Annotated in this window: 15 protein-coding genes; 4 read left to right on the plus strand and 11 right to left on the minus strand. The window is 42.1% G+C overall.

The genetic code is table 11. The annotated features are described in order from the left end of the window. Nucleotides 1-64: 64 nt before the first annotated feature. Nucleotides 65-1,258 carry a class I SAM-dependent methyltransferase gene (locus SJY39_RS21740; protein WP_010440717.1) on the minus strand — a complete coding sequence of 398 codons (1,194 nt, stop codon included), beginning with the start codon at nt 1,256-1,258 and terminating at the stop codon, nt 65-67. A 129-nt stretch (nt 1,259-1,387) separates the two neighbouring features. After that, on the minus strand, nt 1,388-2,791 hold the full coding sequence (locus SJY39_RS21745) for a methyl-accepting chemotaxis protein (RefSeq protein WP_016788269.1): 1,404 nt from the start codon (nt 2,789-2,791) through the stop codon (nt 1,388-1,390). Between the two features lie 88 nt (nt 2,792-2,879). On the opposite strand from SJY39_RS21745, the gene yccX reads away from it, so the two are divergent. Then, the gene (yccX, locus tag SJY39_RS21750) at nt 2,880-3,167 is read left to right on the plus strand and encodes an acylphosphatase (RefSeq protein WP_010440721.1); all 288 of its coding nucleotides are present in this window, start codon (nt 2,880-2,882) and stop codon (nt 3,165-3,167) included. 50 nt (nt 3,168-3,217) lie between these two features. On the opposite strand, the gene SJY39_RS21755 is transcribed toward yccX, so the two are convergent. From SJY39_RS21755 to SJY39_RS21780, 6 genes are all read right to left on the minus strand, one after another. Further along, nucleotides 3,218-3,547 carry a TusE/DsrC/DsvC family sulfur relay protein gene (locus tag SJY39_RS21755; protein ID WP_004733621.1) on the minus strand — a complete coding sequence of 110 codons (330 nt, stop codon included), beginning with the start codon at nt 3,545-3,547 and terminating at the stop codon, nt 3,218-3,220. Between the two features lie 157 nt (nt 3,548-3,704). After that, nucleotides 3,705-4,370, minus strand: a complete 666-nt coding sequence (locus SJY39_RS21760) for a Bax inhibitor-1/YccA family protein (protein WP_016767698.1) — start codon at nt 4,368-4,370, stop codon at nt 3,705-3,707. A gap of 280 nt (nt 4,371-4,650) precedes the next feature. Next, the gene (locus SJY39_RS21765; protein ID WP_010440725.1) at nt 4,651-5,415 is read right to left on the minus strand and encodes an amino acid ABC transporter ATP-binding protein; all 765 of its coding nucleotides are present in this window, start codon (nt 5,413-5,415) and stop codon (nt 4,651-4,653) included. 22 nt (nt 5,416-5,437) lie between these two features. Continuing rightward, nucleotides 5,438-6,535, minus strand: a complete 1,098-nt coding sequence (locus SJY39_RS21770; RefSeq protein WP_016793365.1) for an amino acid ABC transporter permease — start codon at nt 6,533-6,535, stop codon at nt 5,438-5,440. Between the two features lies 1 nt (nt 6,536). After that, nucleotides 6,537-7,742: an amino acid ABC transporter permease gene (locus SJY39_RS21775; protein WP_010440729.1), complete on the minus strand. Its 1,206-nt coding sequence runs from the start codon at nt 7,740-7,742 to the stop codon at nt 6,537-6,539. 71 nt (nt 7,743-7,813) lie between these two features. Further along, entirely contained in the window at nt 7,814-8,842 is a 1,029-nt protein-coding gene (locus SJY39_RS21780; RefSeq protein WP_010440731.1) for an amino acid ABC transporter substrate-binding protein, read from the minus strand. Nucleotides 8,843-9,323: 481 nt separating this feature from the next. On the opposite strand from SJY39_RS21780, the gene SJY39_RS21785 reads away from it, so the two are divergent. Then, nucleotides 9,324-10,265: a bifunctional precorrin-2 dehydrogenase/sirohydrochlorin ferrochelatase gene (locus SJY39_RS21785; RefSeq protein ID WP_010440733.1), complete on the plus strand. Its 942-nt coding sequence runs from the start codon at nt 9,324-9,326 to the stop codon at nt 10,263-10,265. 199 nt (nt 10,266-10,464) lie between these two features. On the opposite strand, the gene SJY39_RS21790 is transcribed toward SJY39_RS21785, so the two are convergent. Then, complete coding sequence (locus SJY39_RS21790) at nt 10,465-10,947, minus strand: YajQ family cyclic di-GMP-binding protein (protein WP_010440735.1); 483 nt, start codon at nt 10,945-10,947, stop codon at nt 10,465-10,467. Between the two features lie 12 nt (nt 10,948-10,959). After that, on the minus strand, nt 10,960-12,018 hold the full coding sequence (locus SJY39_RS21795) for a 3-deoxy-7-phosphoheptulonate synthase (RefSeq protein ID WP_010440737.1): 1,059 nt from the start codon (nt 12,016-12,018) through the stop codon (nt 10,960-10,962). A 208-nt stretch (nt 12,019-12,226) separates the two neighbouring features. Between SJY39_RS21795 and SJY39_RS21800 the strand changes: the two genes are divergently transcribed. Both SJY39_RS21800 and SJY39_RS21805 read left to right on the plus strand, forming a co-directional pair. Beyond that, nucleotides 12,227-13,114, plus strand: a complete 888-nt coding sequence (locus SJY39_RS21800; RefSeq protein ID WP_010440739.1) for a putative PEP-binding protein — start codon at nt 12,227-12,229, stop codon at nt 13,112-13,114. Nucleotides 13,115-13,273: 159 nt separating this feature from the next. After that, a complete protein-coding gene (locus SJY39_RS21805) occupies nt 13,274-13,759 on the plus strand; it encodes a PaaI family thioesterase (RefSeq protein ID WP_010440741.1) in 486 nt (161 codons plus the stop codon). A 62-nt stretch (nt 13,760-13,821) separates the two neighbouring features. Here the strand turns inward: SJY39_RS21805 and SJY39_RS21810 are convergent, their stop codons facing one another. Further along, nucleotides 13,822-15,177, minus strand: coding sequence for a hypothetical protein (locus tag SJY39_RS21810; RefSeq protein WP_010440743.1), 1,356 nt, complete (start codon nt 15,175-15,177; stop codon nt 13,822-13,824). Between the last annotated feature and the right edge of the window lie 10 nt (nt 15,178-15,187).

A 15,187-nucleotide genomic window follows, 5' to 3' on the forward strand; every position in this document is an offset into this window, starting at 1 on the left:
GGCCGAAAGGCCCTTTTTTAATAGATCTTGTTTGCTATAAAAGCTAGATTCTAAAGCACTAAGATTAAAGCACCTTACAAGCAAAACCTTTTAGGTAGAAACCTTCTGGATAAGCTGTATCTGTTAAATGATCGGCTGCTTGCTCGAAGCGCTCGACAAATTTTACGGTTCTGCCTGCGTCTAGTGCCGCATCAGCAATGATTTTTTGGAATAAGTCAGCGCCCATTAAGCCTGAACAAGAATAGGTGAGTAGAGTGCCACCTGGTTTCAGTATTTGCATCGCAAGCATGTTAACGTCTTTATAGCCGTTCGCGCCAGATGTCAGGTTGTTCTTACTTGAAACGAATTTTGGTGGATCCATGATCACTACGTCGAACTTCGTGCCTTGGTCTCGGTATTCGCGAAGTAGTTTGAATACGTCTGCGTTTAGGAATACTGCACGCTTTTTCGAGATGTCGAACTCATTCAGCTCAGCGTTGAACTTAGCTGTATCAAGAGCTAATTGAGAAACGTCTGCATTGATTACACGCTTAGCATCACCTTTAAGGGCATACAGACCAAAACCACCTGTGTACGAGAAACAGTTAAGGACATCTTTGCCTTTAACGTATTTCATCGATTCTTTACGGCTATCACGTTGGTCCATATAGAAGCCCGTTTTATGGCCTTCGATAATGTTTACGCTGATTTTCACACCGTTTTCTTCAATGACCACTGATTTAGGTGGTTCTTCACCGTGAAGTACGCCAACAACTTGTTCTAAGCCTTCTTTTTTACGGACTGCTACGTCAGAACGCTCATAAATATTGCAGTCAGGGAAACATTCAATTAAAGCTTCAACAAGTATGTTCTTATTAAACTCAGCTCCGGCGCTAAGTAATTGGCATACAAGGAAATCTTGATATTTGTCGATTGTGATACCGGGAAGGCCATCAGACTCTGCTGCAGTAAGGCGGTAGCCAGTTAGACCATCACGTTCAATGATATCTTCACGCAAAGATTGCGCGTCTTGAATTCGTTTTACGAAGAATGCTTTATTGATTTCTTCTTTTTCAAATGTCCAAACACGAGCTCGAATTTGAGATTCCGGTGAGTAAGCCGCTTTTGCAAGCCACTGACCATTTTGAGTGTATACGTCTACAGTTTCACCTGATTTTGGCTCGCCTTCGACTTTATCGATACCGCGTGAAAATACCCATGGGTGTTTACGGCGTAGTGATTTGTCACGGCCTTTAGCTAGATGAATTGAAGGAGTCATAATTTACTCTGTTTGTTGAATTTGAAGGAGGGGTATTGTCGAGGAAGTACAGTTGAAAAGCAAATAAGAAAGGGCTGCACAAGCAGCCCTAGTAATGATTAATCAGCACATACTGGCTAGATATAAGTATTAAGCTTTGAGACCTGTCAGCAAACCTTCCATCGTATCACTTTGTTTACGAAGTTGGTCAACATTGGAATTGCTCTTACTGATCATTTCACAGATGCTATCTGACTGATGACGAATCTCCTCAACACTTTGAGCTATGTTATCTGCAACAACACCTTGCTCTTCCGCGGCTGTAGCAATCTGAGTACTACTGTCTGAGATAGATTGATTCTTTTCTGCTAAAGAGCCGATCTCGACATTCACTTCTGACATCAGTGTCTGGCCTTCATTAGCGTTGTTTACCGTTATTTCCATCAGTTTGGTTAGTGATTGGCTGTTACGTTGTAATGATTCAATCATGCTTTGGATTTCAACAGTTGCTTGTTGAGTACGACCTGCAAGGGCACGAACTTCATCGGCAACAACAGCGAATCCACGACCTTGCTCGCCGGCACGAGCGGCTTCGATAGCCGCGTTCAATGCGAGTAGATTGGTCTGCTCTGAAATGCCATTGATGGTTGCGACCACCTCATCGATCTGCGCCGCGTTGGCATCAAGCTCTTCTACTGCTTGTGAAGCGGATTGGATCTCTTGAGATAGGTTAGAGATAGACTCCAATGTGTTTGAAACTTTTACTTGACCGCTCTGGGCCACGCCGCGAGCGTCCATCGTTTGTGAGCTAGACTCATGAGCAAGGGTAGCGACTTCACGAATTGTCGCCGCCATTTGTTCCGTCGCACTTGCCAAACTATTCAGGTGTTCTTGTTGATTACCTGAAATATCTGAGCTTTGTTGTGTTGACTGATTCAAATCCGAACTGATCTGTTGCATGAGTGCGACAGACTCTTGGATTGATAGAACCATATTTTGCTCACGTTCGGCAACCTTATCAATAGTGATCGCAATTTCGCTGAACTCATCACGAACTAAGAAGTAGTTCATACGGCAAGTTAAATCACCATTGGCGAGAGTGTTCAATGCTTTGTTCATGGAGAACATCGCTCCGCCAATGAAAGTCATGATGTAATAAACGCCAAGCGCAATTAAGGTCAGAGTAACCGCAATGATAGAAACTTGCTTTGTAGATAAAGCCGACCATAGGTTTTGATCATGGTTTGCGACTAAACTGAACGCGCCGTTCATCACTGAAACGGATCCCGTACCATAGCCTAGAGAAATGCTTTCAGAATGACTAACAAGCTGAGCGACTTGATCTTTAGTGAGTTGGCCTGCTTCGATAAGGCCTTTCATCAAGAGCATTTCTTCTTGATAAAGGTGGGCAAGTAAAGAGTCCGCTGCGCTATCTAAAACGAGAGTTAATATCACTAGGGCGAGAAGAGGCAATAAGAAGAGTAGATAGAACTTTTCTTGGATTTTTAGGTGAATGAGATATTTGTCAATCCAACGAAATGGGATTTCTTTCATAATCGTTATACTCGAAGTAAGTCCACCAATAAGCGGTGAATGAATAGAATAGCAACTATATCATTCATATAATTTATGAGGCAACGTTATGAAAAATTCACAATGTATATTTGTCGTGTCGGGCGTCGTTCAATGTGTTGGTTTTCGCTATCACACCAGTAGACAAGCACAAGCTTTGGATATTTCAGGATACGCCATGAATTTGAATGATGGGCGAGTTGAAGTGTTAGCTGTCGGAGAGATGGAGCAGATTAATAAGTTGTACGCTTGGTTACAAATAGGACCTGCTAGTGCGACAGTCGACCATGTTGTCAAATATGATGTTACAGAAGCAGATCTTAGAGTGGTACGTGTTGGCGAATTCAAAATACTGTAGTTAACGCACTACAGTATTGATATTGAGGGTTACCTTAAACAGCTAGTCTTTTACAGGCACTTTGCTGGTTTAGGTAAACCGGCAAGTTTGGTTGCTTGCTTCGCAGGACCTTTCTTGAATAACTTGAAAAGGTATTTGCTGTTACCTTTCTCTGGGCCGTGAGCTTTTTCCATCGCCTTCACAAGCATACGAACGGCTGGAGAAGTCTTGAATTCTTCGTAAAAGCTTCTTACAAAATGTACGACTTCCAAATGTGCATCAGTCAGTTCAATAGCTTCATCTTGAGCAAGAATTTCGATCATGCCTTCTTCCCATTGTGTGTAGTCCAATAGGTAGCCTTGAGCGTCGGTTTCGATTTGCTTACCGTTATATTCAAACATGTTTAGTCCAGAATCAAATTATACTATAAGAATAGGGTACATGACCCAGTTTACCTTACTCAATAGATATTGTAGTCATCTAGAAAAATATTGTACTTACAGGTATAAAAAAGCCCAAGAGATAGTCTCTTGGGCTTAAGTTTTCAACGCTAGGTAATTAGTCGTTGCTGTTCATAATGCCTAAGATGCTTAATAGGCTGATGAAGATGTTGTAGATAGAAACATACAAGCTGATCGTTGCTGAGATGTAGTTCGTTTCGCCACCACGTATGATGCTTTGCGTTGTTAGCAAGATAACACCAGTAGAGAATAGGATGAACATACCGCTCATTGCCAAAGATAGTAGAGGCATTTGTAGGAAGATGTTTGCAACCATACCGACTAGCAGTACAACGAAACCGGCCATTAACATACCGTTAAGGAATGAAAGGTCGCGCTTTGTTGTAAGAGCGTAAGCTGACGCTCCCATGAATGCCAATGCCGTACCACCTAGTGCCGTAAGGATGACATCACCCATACCTGCACCAACATACATGTTTAAGATTGGACCGATGGTATAGCCTAAGAAACCTGTAAACAGGAATGTGAAGACTAGACCCATGCTGTTGTCACGGTTCTTTTCAGTCAAGAAAAGTAGGCCGTAGAAACCAACTAGCATGATAATAAGACCAGGACGAGGAAGGTTCATCGCCATAGATACGCCTGCTACAACAGCAGACCAAAGTAGTGTCATAGACAGTAGTGCGTAAGTATTACGCAATACTTTATTGGTTTGCAGAGCACTTTCTTGAGATGCTGTGCGTGAAAACATAGGGCTGTTCATAATCTTCCTCGTAAGGTGACTTCAATAGTTATTAGTACATTTATGGGGGTGAAAGTTCGAAAAATCAAGTCTTTCATTCATCTTGTATACCTAAAATAATAATCAAAATAGTAGGTTAAGTGTTTCTGAAGATGTAACAAATTATTTCTTAATGGGGAATAAAACGTTGCATTAGATCGATATTCTAATTTTCAATGATATTGAATGCCGTTCTTTGTCTTGACCTTGAATCACAAAGAGGCGACCGAAGCCGCCTCTTTAGTTTATGCATCATAGCACATTAATGGTGCAGAATTTGGCTCAAGAAGTTTTGTGTTCTATCTGATTGTGGGTTTTCAAAGAAATCGACAGGATTGTTTTCTTCAATAATCTCACCTGCATCCATGAAGATTACTCTATCGGCGACTTCTTTAGCAAAACCCATCTCGTGCGTTACACATAGCATGGTCATGCCTTCTTCAGCTAGCTCGACCATTACATCTAGCACTTCGCGAACCATTTCTGGATCGAGTGCCGACGTTGGTTCATCAAAAAGCATAACTTGAGGATTCATACATAGAGAACGAGCGATCGCCACACGTTGCTGCTGACCACCTGAAAGCTGACCTGGGAATTTGTCTGCTTGCTCAGGGATTTTTACGCGCTCTAGGTATTTCATTGCAATCGCTTCAGCTTCTTCCTTAGGCATCTTTTTCACCCAAATAGGAGCGAGCGTGCAATTTTCCAAAACCGTTAGGTGAGGGAATAGGTTGAAGTGTTGGAAACACATGCCGACATCTCTGCGCACGGCTTCAATGTTTTTTAAGTCTTCAGTCAGCTCATTACCTGAAACGAAGATATCGCCTTTTTGGTGCTCTTCCAATCGGTTGATACAACGAATCATCGTTGATTTACCTGAGCCAGAAGGGCCACAGATAACGATTTTCTCACCTTTTTTAACTTCAAGGTTAATGTTCTTTAGTACGTGAAACTCACCGTACCACTTGTTCATGTCTTTCAACTCAATCATAAGACCTTGAGAGTTGTTTTCTGTTTGCTGCGTCATAATACGTCCTTGATCTTGTTAATTATCGTTTGTGACCGGTGTGAAGTTTGTTTTCTAGCCATATCGAATATCTCGACATGCCAAAACAAAATACCCAGAACACTAACGCGACAAATACATAGCTTTCTGTTGAATACCCTAGCCATTCAGGGTCGGTATTCGCGGCTTGGCCAATTCCCAAAACATCAAACATACCGATAATCAATACAAGACTGGTATCTTTGAATAAACCAATGAAGGTGTTCACAATTGAAGGAATCGTGATTTTTAAGGCTTGAGGTAGAATGATAAGCCCGGTCTTTTTCCAGTAGCTTAATCCCAGTGCATCCGCGGCTTCGTATTGGCCTTTTGGTATTGCTTGTAAACCACCTCGAATTACTTCTGCCATATAAGCGGCACTGAATAACACCACACCTACAAGTGCTCTGATCAGTTTGTCGGTTTCTGTTCCCTCAGATAAGAAGAGTGGAAGCATTACTGATGCCATGAACAGAACCGTAATAAGCGGAACGCCACGCCAGATCTCAATGTAAACGGTACACATACTGCGGATGATTGGCATCTCTGAACGACGACCCAGAGCCAACGCGACACCAATAGGCAGCGATACAACAATACCGACAAGAGCAATGATCAGTGTAACCAGTAATCCGCCCCATTTGTGTGTATCAACCACTTCCAATCCGAAGATACCGCCGTAAAGAAGACCAGCAATCAAGAAAGGGTAGATGTTTACAAAAAATAACCAAATCCACGTACGCTTAGGTGTTTTCTCGTAAGCTAATATCGCGACAAAAAAAGCTAACGTTGCGTAGAAAAGGCGAGGTCGCCACAGCTCGGCTTCAGGGTAGAAGCCATACATGAACTGATCCCAACGAACGCTAATGAAAACCCAACAAGCGCCGTCACTAGTACAGGCATCTCGTGTTGTTCCTATCCAATCTGCACTTAGGAATGCCCAGTCTGCTACAGACCATAAAAGGGTAAAAGCGAAGTAGGCTAGAACCACAGTAACAACGCTGTTTACTGGACCATTAAATAGATTTTTTCGTAACCAACCGACAGGTCCAACGGTGTTCGCTGGAGGCGGAAGGTCCGGTTGAAATTGATGTGTACTCATCTTATCTCTCCACCAACGCTACTTTGCGGTTGTATATGTTCATTAGAGCGGATGTTAATAGGCTCAGGGTTAAGTAGACGCCCATTGTCATCGCAATTACTTCAATAGCTTGTCCAGTTTGATTCAACGTTGTTCCTGCAAAAACGGACACAAGATCAGGGTAACCAATGGCCATCGCAAGTGATGAGTTTTTAGTTAGGTTCAAATATTGACTGGTTAGAGGTGGGATAATGATTCTTAAGGCTTGTGGAATAATTACCAGCTTAAGTGTTCTTGAACGAGGGATGCCTAGAGACATTGCAGCCTCTGTTTGCCCATGGTTCACCGCGTTAATACCTGAACGCACGATCTCCGCGATGAATGCCGCTGTATAGATACTTAAAGCAAGCATTAATGCAGCAAGCTCTGGGATAATGCTAATACCACCTTTGAAGTTAAACCCTTTCAATACTGGGTAATCTGCCGAGATAGGCATACCCATAATGAAGTAAGTAACCAGTGGTAAACCAATAATTAACGCTGCCGCAATACGCAACATAGGTGTTTGTTGGCCAGTTAACTTCTGTTTGTTTTTAGCCCAAATATTGATGATAAAAGTAGCGATAACACCGGCAATTAATGAAGCGATGACAATGCTACTGCCTTGTTCTAATACTGGCGCAGGAAAATACAAACCACGCACGTTCAAGAAAATGGCTTCACCGAGGCTCATACTTTGACGAGCGGAAGGTAATGCTTGAAGAACGGCGAAATACCAGAAAAAGATTTGTAGAAGAAGAGGGATATTTCGGAATATCTCAATGTAGATAGCTGCAAATCGGCTAACTAACCAATTCGAAGAGAGTCTAGCGATACCCATACTAAAGCCTAGTACTGTGGCTAACATGATGCCTAGTACTGAAACTAAAGCGGTATTGAGAAGACCGATAAAGAAAGTACGACCGTATGAGAATGTTTCGTCGTATTCGATGAGTGTTAAGCCAATACCAAAACCAGCTTCTTGGGAGAGAAAATCAAAACCAGTGGCAATACCACGGGAATCTAAGTTAGTGAGTGCGTTGTTTACAATCGTGTAAAAGAAGGCACAAAGAGCTCCGACAGCGATAATTTGAAAAATGACTGAGCGAAAAGTGGGGTTGTATAACAGGTTGGCACTTTTGGGCTGTGGCTTTGTCTGAGCTGGAGAAATAGTTTCATTAGGTTTCATACTACTATAACCTCAAATCCATTTAATAAATAGGGCGGAAAACTCCGCCCTAGTTGATGCTTGAAAATTTATTAACGGATTGGTGGAGCGTACATAAAGCCGCCCGCATTCCATAATGCATTTACACCACGAGAAATTTGAAGTGGAGAACCTGTACCAACAGTACGTTCAAAACTCTCACCGTAGTTACCAACTTGTTTAATTACTTGGTAACCCCAATCATCACGAATACCAAGGCCTTTACCTTTAGGACCGTCTACACCAAGAATACGTTTGATGTTTGGATCTTTCGACTTCAGCATTTCGTCAGCGTTTTTAGAAGAGATACCGTACTCTTCCGCATTAATCATTGCTGAAAGTGTCCATTTAGCAACGTTAAACCATTTGTCATCATCTTGGCGAACCACAGGGCCTAGAGGCTCTTTAGAGATGATTTCAGGAAGTACTTGTGCAGATTTAGGATCAGCTAGGTTTAAGCGAAGTGCATACAAGCCAGATTGGTCTGTAGTAAGAACGTCACAACGACCCGCGTCGAAACCTTTAGATGTCTGCGCTGCTGTATCAAATACCACTGGCTTGTAAGACATGCCGCTGTTACGGAAGTAATCGGCTAGGTTAAGCTCAGTCGTTGTACCTGATTGAACACATACTGAAGCGCCATCAAGTTCTTGAGCACTTGTAAGACCAAGATCTTTCTTAACCATGAAGCCTTGACCATCGTAGTAGTTAACGCCAACGAAGTTCAGACCAAGAGCCGTGTCACGATGTAATGTCCATGTTGTGTTACGAGATAGTACGTCGATTTCGCCAGATTGAAGCGCAGTAAAACGTTCTTTAGCTGTTAGAGGTACATACTTAACTTTAGTCTTGTCACCGAGTACAGCCGCTGCAAGCGCTTGACAATACTCAACATCGATTCCTTCCCATTCACCTTTTGAGTTAGGGTTAGAGAACCCTGGAAGACCTGTACTTACACCACAAGTTAGAAAGCCTTGAGATGTGACTTTGTCCAGAGTGCTTTCTGCCGCTGATGCTGATGTTGCCATCATCGCAGTTGATGCAGCTACTACTGAAGCAAGAAGTGTTAGTTTATTTGTCATTTGTATCCTTCCTTGTTAACCAGGTGACACCTGATACTCGTGCTCGTTTGAGTTTTTCTATATGTGTTGCGTTTTCTATGACCTTGTTACTCAAATCAAACCTGTTGCATTTTGCAAATGAAACTGTGTGCGATTTAAGCAACTGTTTATAAGGTTAGGAAAGGATCCGTACTTTCACAAATGTATAATTTAAAAAGAATTTTGAATGAAATCACAAATCCGAACACAATTAGAATGACCAAATGTTAAGTGAATGTAAATAGTGCAACGGTTCACACTGTTGGTGCAACAAGATTTAGATTTTTATATTGATAATCGACTAGATAAATATTCTGAATCAACATCACAATGATGAAACATTAAACTTAAGAAATGTTGAAATTTGGTGAATAAATATTTTTATTACACTTGGATAGTTATTAATGTGCTCCAAATTTGGTAGCATGGTTGAATAGTTATTGAAGTAGTCTCAAGGAAGAACATGCGTTATTTCCCAATGTTTTTGGATGTAGAGAATAAGCCAATTCTAGTGGTTGGTGGGGGTGAGGTTGCTTGCCGAAAAGTAGATAGCTTATTAAGAGCAGGGGCTAATGTGACTTTGGTGTCTCCCAAGGTTGCACCTTACTTAAAGCAGCTAGTTGACGAGAGTAAACTTCATTGGGTACAAAACTTTTACTCGTCACAAATTATCTCAAAAGATTATCTACAAGTTTGGGCGACTACAGACAATCCAAGTCTTAACCATCAAGTACATAATGATGCGAAAAAACTGGGTATTTTAGTCAATGTGGTCGATGATTTGCCTTATTGTGACTTCATTACTCCTTCGATGATAAATCGCGGAAGAATCCAAATTGCGATCTCTAGCGGCGGTGCATCACCTGTTTTAGTGAGAAATATTAGAGAAAAACTCGAAACGATACTTCCGCAAAACATAGGGTTGATCGCAGATTTTGGTGCATCAAAACGCAATTCGATCAAAGAGTCATTCCCAACTGTCGACGAGCGTCGTAAGTTTTGGGAACGGTTTCTGTCATCAAGTTTTATAGAGCAGGTGGCAGACAGAGAGCAATTAGAAGCGTATTACCAACAAGCGTTGACTGAAGGCATTGACAATGAAGGACAGGTCACTTGGATTGAGTTCGAGCAAGATATTGAGCTGTTACCAATGAAAGCTTTACGTTTGATGCAAGAAGCGGAGCTTGTTCTTGCTCCGAATGATTGTCCATTCGAGTTCGTCGATTTGTGTCGTCGAGACGCGGAAAGGGAGAGCTATGCTAACAGTGGTGAGCTTTCTACCAAGTTAGAGCAAGCAAGAGCGGAAAACTTAAGAGTGTGTGTCTTCATTCCACCAGCAAGCGTAGAGTTTAATTTACTGGCAGGTAAAGATCTGAAACTGTCTTCTGCGAGAGTATTAGATTGAGGAAAGAGCTTTTCGGAAAAATCTAAATAGACTGTCGATGTTCTGGAAAAATGCTCCGACAAATAAAAAGCCACTTCCCTAAAAGAAGTGGCTTTTTTCCAATTGCATCTTCGATAATTGTTTATGTATCGAAATCACCTTCTGCGGTGCTGCCTATTCGCGATCGGTGATTAAAGCCGTCGCTTTATTGTCAGTATAATTAATCGCGGAAGTTATCAAATTGGAAAGGTTGACCAAGCTCAGCACTACGAACTAAGGCCATAACCGCTTGCAGATCATCGCGCTTCTTGCCCGTTACTCGAACTTTGTCGCCTTGGATAGCGGCTTGAACTTTCACTTTATTGTCTTTGATTAGCTTGACGATTTTTTTAGCGACATCCGTTTCGATACCTTGCTTAAAAATAACCGTTTGGTGCCAAGTTCGACCTGTTTGATCAGCGGCTTTTGCTTCCATCGCGTTAGGATCAACATTACGCTTTGTCAGGTTGCTACGAAGAATATCGCGCATCTGCTTTAGCTGAAAATCGTCTTGAGCGCTCAGTTTTACTGATTCATCTTTGTAATCAAAGCTAGCCTCTACGCCACGGAAATCGAAACGAGTCGATAGTTCACGGTTAGCGTTGTCTACAGCGTTGCGTAGTTCTACTGATTCTACTTCAGAGATAATGTCAAATGATGGCATTGTGTTGTGTCCTTAAGCTAAATTTCTATCTTTAATTGCCGTTGCAAGCATGTCGAGCATTGTTGCAGTATCTTCCCAGCTAAGGCATGGGTCGGTAATAGATTTGCCGTATTCTAGGTTATTGATGTCTGTCATTGGCTGGTTGCCTTCAACAATGAAGCTTTCCGCCATGATGCCTGCAATTTGATTCTTGTTAGATTTTATCTGTTCACAAATATCTTGTGCAACGTCTAACTGCTTACGGTGTTGTTTCTGACAGTTAGCATGGCTAAAGTCTACAACCAAGCGTTGAGGAAGTTCGAATTCAGCTAATTGCTTACATGCGTTATCGACAGATTCAGCATCGAAGTTCGGGCCTTTGTCACCACCACGTAGAATTACGTGACCGTATGGGTTACCAGAAGTACGGTAAACTGTCATGCGGCCATTCTTATCTGGAGAATAGAAGTAGTGTGAAGCATGCGCAGCGCGAATAGCATCAATAGCAATCTTGATGTTGCCATTAGTTGCGTTCTTGAAACCAACAGGGCAAGACAGTGCAGAAGCCATTTCACGGTGAATTTGAGATTCTGTTGTACGAGCGCCAATCGCGCCCCAAGTGATCAGGTCTGCAATGTATTGGCCAGTGATCATATCAAGGAACTCAGTTGCAGTAGCAAGGCCAAGTTTATTGATGTCTAGCAAAAGCTTACGAGCCTTGTTTAAGCCCGTTTCAAGAGCATACGAGCCGTCAAGGTTAGGATCGGTGATCAAACCTTTCCATCCTACAACAGTACGAGGTTTCTCAAAGTAGGTTCTCATTACGACGAACAGTTCATCTTTATACTGTTCTTGAATTTGGCTTAGACGCTCTGCGTAATCAAGAGCTGCATCTGTGTCATGTACAGAGCAAGGGCCAACGATAACTAACAAGCGGTTATCACGACCCGTTAGGATATCTTCGATTTGGCGGCGAGAATTTTTAATGCGCTCAGCAACGTCGTCAGTAATAGGGTGTGCATTGCCTAATTCGGCAGGAGTTGGCATAGGACCCAGAGCTTGGGTTCTCAACTCATCAGTTTTTAATGGCATGTGATAGCTTTTTTTATTCTATTGCGAAGTGGTTAAGATAACGGAATTGAACAGAGGAATAAACTCTCTTAAGTCAAAGTTATCTCTGTTATTGCTAATATTCTTATTTTTATCAGCAGCGCGGCGGCAAATAGGGGATTTTCACTTGTATTAACAGGCAGCTATCGGTATTTTCGTTTGAACACAATATAAAAATGCTGGAGCAGCAATGACTCAAGAAAATCAAAGCACTTTGCACCCAGAACTTGTCTTAGGTGATGTGCTGCCTTCTTATAACGATAATAATAATTCCAACCATCTCTACGTTTCATTATCTGAATTGGTTATGGACCGTGTTTTCTATCACCCAAGTATTGAAAGTCATATAGAGACTCTTTCTGATATAGAGAAAACCTCGTTAAATGCCATTCTTGGTGATAAGACTGTCGATGAACATTTTGTATCTACACTTGTCGTGGCAATTCAAGCGGCAATTCAACCTAGTCACACTAAAGTTCGGATTGCTTTGAGCAGCGCAGATAGTTATGGCTTCCGTTCATTGCTAGGTGGTCATTGTGAAGTAGAAGAAGTTAACCCAGCGCTTGGGGTTCGTGGTGTGGCTCGCTACGCGACACAGGAATACAGCAAGGCATTCGCGCTAGAGTGTCAGGTGATCAAAACATTGCGAGAGCAGGGTATCAACGTTGAAGTGGTTGTTCCTTACGTTCGCGCATTGAGTGATGCCGCGAAGATTATCGATTTGCTTGCCGAGCAAGGCTTACCACGTGGCCTCAACGGTTTGAAAGTTCTGTTCTCTTGCGATGTACCATCAGCGGTATTGTTGAGTGAACGATTACTGCATTATTTTGATGGTGTAGTGGTTAATGTTGATAGCTTGGCATCTTTTACATTAGGTGTAGATAAACAAAATGAAGCTCAACAACATGCTTTTGACCCTCAAAATGAGGCCGTTATTACCCTATTGGATATGATCGTTAAAGCAACGTTGCACGCGAAGAAACCTGTATTGCTGGTGACTCAAGGTTTGGTTGATTACCCTCGTTTACAAGGCTATATCGCAGATCTTGAAGGCGTTGAAACGGTGATTACCGCGTAATTCAATTCGCAACGTTTATAAGTTTGATTTGAAACACTAATGCTTTAAGAATGAAAGAGATATCATTGCCGATGATATCTCTTTTTTGTAACATTTTTTTGACATTTTGATCTTGAGTCTATTAACTGGTCAGAGGACTAATTATGCTAGGTGACTCGGATGCTAACCCCTCTACAAAAAGCAAATCTCTACTTAACTATGTTTGGTATGTTCAAAGTGCCATTAATTTGGTTATGCAGGCCGAAGTTACTCGCCCTTGATGACAAGCATGTCGAGCTTAAGATCCCCCTAAAAAGACGAACGAAGAATCACTTAAATAGTATGTATTTTGGTGTATTAGCTGTGGGCGCAGATGTTGCCGGGGGCTTTCTTGCGATGAGTAAATCCCAACAGCAAGGGGAAAAAATATCGTTAGCATTTAAAGAGGTGACGGGAAACTTCTTAAAGCGTCCTGAAGCTGATGTGCATTTTACATGTAATGACGGTGAACTCATCAATACTATGCTGGCTGAAACAATGTCGACTGGCGAACGTGTTAATCAAACCGTAACGATCATCGCGACTTGTCCTTCTTTACATGGTGATGAACCCATGGCGGAGTTTCAATTGACACTGTCTATTAAAAAAGTTCCTTCAAAGCGTTAAATTTCATATCGAACAATAACAAACCAAAATCGCAGTATGTGATTACCACATACTGCGGCGTTCTACGATTCTTGGCTAATCTCTTCAATATCAACAATTTTTGAACGGTTCATAACGATTTTCCAACGGTAATATGTTGGTTCGTTGTCGTGATTGTTCTCTTTGATGATCAAGTTGAGTAGATGGCGCTTTTCTACTGATTCACGACTCACTTGCCCCTCGTTCAAGCGATAAACCTTGTTCGACCCTTTATCCATTAGACGGGTTAGAGCTCTCAAGCTGATAGAAAGCGTTTCACGAGTCTCTTCGTAACCACTCATGAAGGTTGAGGTAGACATTTCTGTATGTGAACGATAGTGCAGAATTTGTTCTTCACGCTGTACCACGCGCTTCTTACGGATCGACTGAATACGATCAGCTAGCTTAGAAAAGCTCGCGTAGTCCAGCCATTCTAATTTGTGGCCAACTGATTTGTTGGTCGTCGGATCAAAGTAGCGACGTTTCCATTTTGGCTTGCCCTTACGAAGCCAGCGCCAAAGGATATCTCTTAAGTCATCTTTGAAGATCTCGCGCAACGCATAGATAAATGACATCGAAACGATAAAAGAAGCGGTAATCTCGCCCAAGAAATCACGAGCTAATATAACGGTTGTTGTCACGACCACCATCACCAAACCGGTAGCGATACCTTTAACTGCACGCTTTACGTTTTTTCCCATCGAGGTGGTCTTTTCTTTGAGCACGATAGGGTGTTCAATCAAGCGGCGCAATAAACGCATCTTGTTGCTCAAACGAGTGACGTCTTCTCGAACTCTCGTGGAGTTGTAGCGATTGAGCTTCCGGTGAGCCGTCTCTTTTTCGCATAGTATTAAAAGGCGTTCTTTGATGGTTGAATATTCACTGCCACGTGGCATATGTGAGACCAGTGACAAGAACTTTTGCTCTGTGTACCAAGAAAGGTAGTTATCAATGTTTGCGTAGTAGCGTTTGAGGTTTTCTTCATAAGGAATGCTTCGGCGGAGCTTTTTCAAGATATCTAACGCAAGCTCAATGACTTCGTCGACCTCATCAGCCGTTACGTCGTCACTATCTGTCTTGTTTAAGCTGCTCACGGCTTTATCTAAAGCAATAACGTATTGATATGCGAACAAACTCAAACTCACACGATATTGAGTCGTTGATAAGCGTCCACGTTTTGCCAAACGACTGTGTACGAGTGGTAACAGTGTTTTATCACTATAGTAGGCACGGTTTTGTGTAATCGAGCTATAAAAAAATGCACTTTCAGAAAGCACTTCAGGCGTCAGCCCGAGTTCACCGGGAATGAATAGATAAACGTCCATGTCGAGCTTTTTTGTTTTTGCCATCGCATGGTTAATTTTAAGTGTTATCGCATCTTGTTTATCAACGGTGATCAACGATGTCTCC

Source organism: Vibrio sp. R78045 (assembly GCF_042466085.1).
Taxonomy (GTDB): Bacteria; Pseudomonadota; Gammaproteobacteria; order Enterobacterales; family Vibrionaceae; genus Vibrio; species Vibrio cyclitrophicus.

Excerpts from the sequence above, each read along its gene's own strand:
- SJY39_RS21740 (WP_010440717.1), bottom strand. The coding sequence starts at position 1,258 with ATGACTCCTTCAATTCATCTAGCTAAAGGCCGTGACAAATCACTACGC.
- SJY39_RS21745 (WP_016788269.1), bottom strand. The coding sequence starts at position 2,791 with ATGAAAGAAATCCCATTTCGTTGGATTGACAAATATCTCATTCACCTA.
- yccX (WP_010440721.1), top strand. The coding sequence starts at position 2,880 with ATGAAAAATTCACAATGTATATTTGTCGTGTCGGGCGTCGTTCAATGT.
- SJY39_RS21755 (WP_004733621.1), bottom strand. The coding sequence starts at position 3,547 with ATGTTTGAATATAACGGTAAGCAAATCGAAACCGACGCTCAAGGCTAC.
- SJY39_RS21760 (WP_016767698.1), bottom strand. The coding sequence starts at position 4,370 with ATGAACAGCCCTATGTTTTCACGCACAGCATCTCAAGAAAGTGCTCTG.
- SJY39_RS21765 (WP_010440725.1), bottom strand. The coding sequence starts at position 5,415 with ATGACGCAGCAAACAGAAAACAACTCTCAAGGTCTTATGATTGAGTTG.
- SJY39_RS21770 (WP_016793365.1), bottom strand. The coding sequence starts at position 6,535 with ATGAGTACACATCAATTTCAACCGGACCTTCCGCCTCCAGCGAACACC.
- SJY39_RS21775 (WP_010440729.1), bottom strand. The coding sequence starts at position 7,742 with ATGAAACCTAATGAAACTATTTCTCCAGCTCAGACAAAGCCACAGCCC.
- SJY39_RS21780 (WP_010440731.1), bottom strand. The coding sequence starts at position 8,842 with ATGACAAATAAACTAACACTTCTTGCTTCAGTAGTAGCTGCATCAACT.
- SJY39_RS21785 (WP_010440733.1), top strand. The coding sequence starts at position 9,324 with ATGCGTTATTTCCCAATGTTTTTGGATGTAGAGAATAAGCCAATTCTA.
- SJY39_RS21790 (WP_010440735.1), bottom strand. The coding sequence starts at position 10,947 with ATGCCATCATTTGACATTATCTCTGAAGTAGAATCAGTAGAACTACGC.
- SJY39_RS21795 (WP_010440737.1), bottom strand. The coding sequence starts at position 12,018 with ATGCCATTAAAAACTGATGAGTTGAGAACCCAAGCTCTGGGTCCTATG.
- SJY39_RS21800 (WP_010440739.1), top strand. The coding sequence starts at position 12,227 with ATGACTCAAGAAAATCAAAGCACTTTGCACCCAGAACTTGTCTTAGGT.
- SJY39_RS21805 (WP_010440741.1), top strand. The coding sequence starts at position 13,274 with ATGCTAACCCCTCTACAAAAAGCAAATCTCTACTTAACTATGTTTGGT.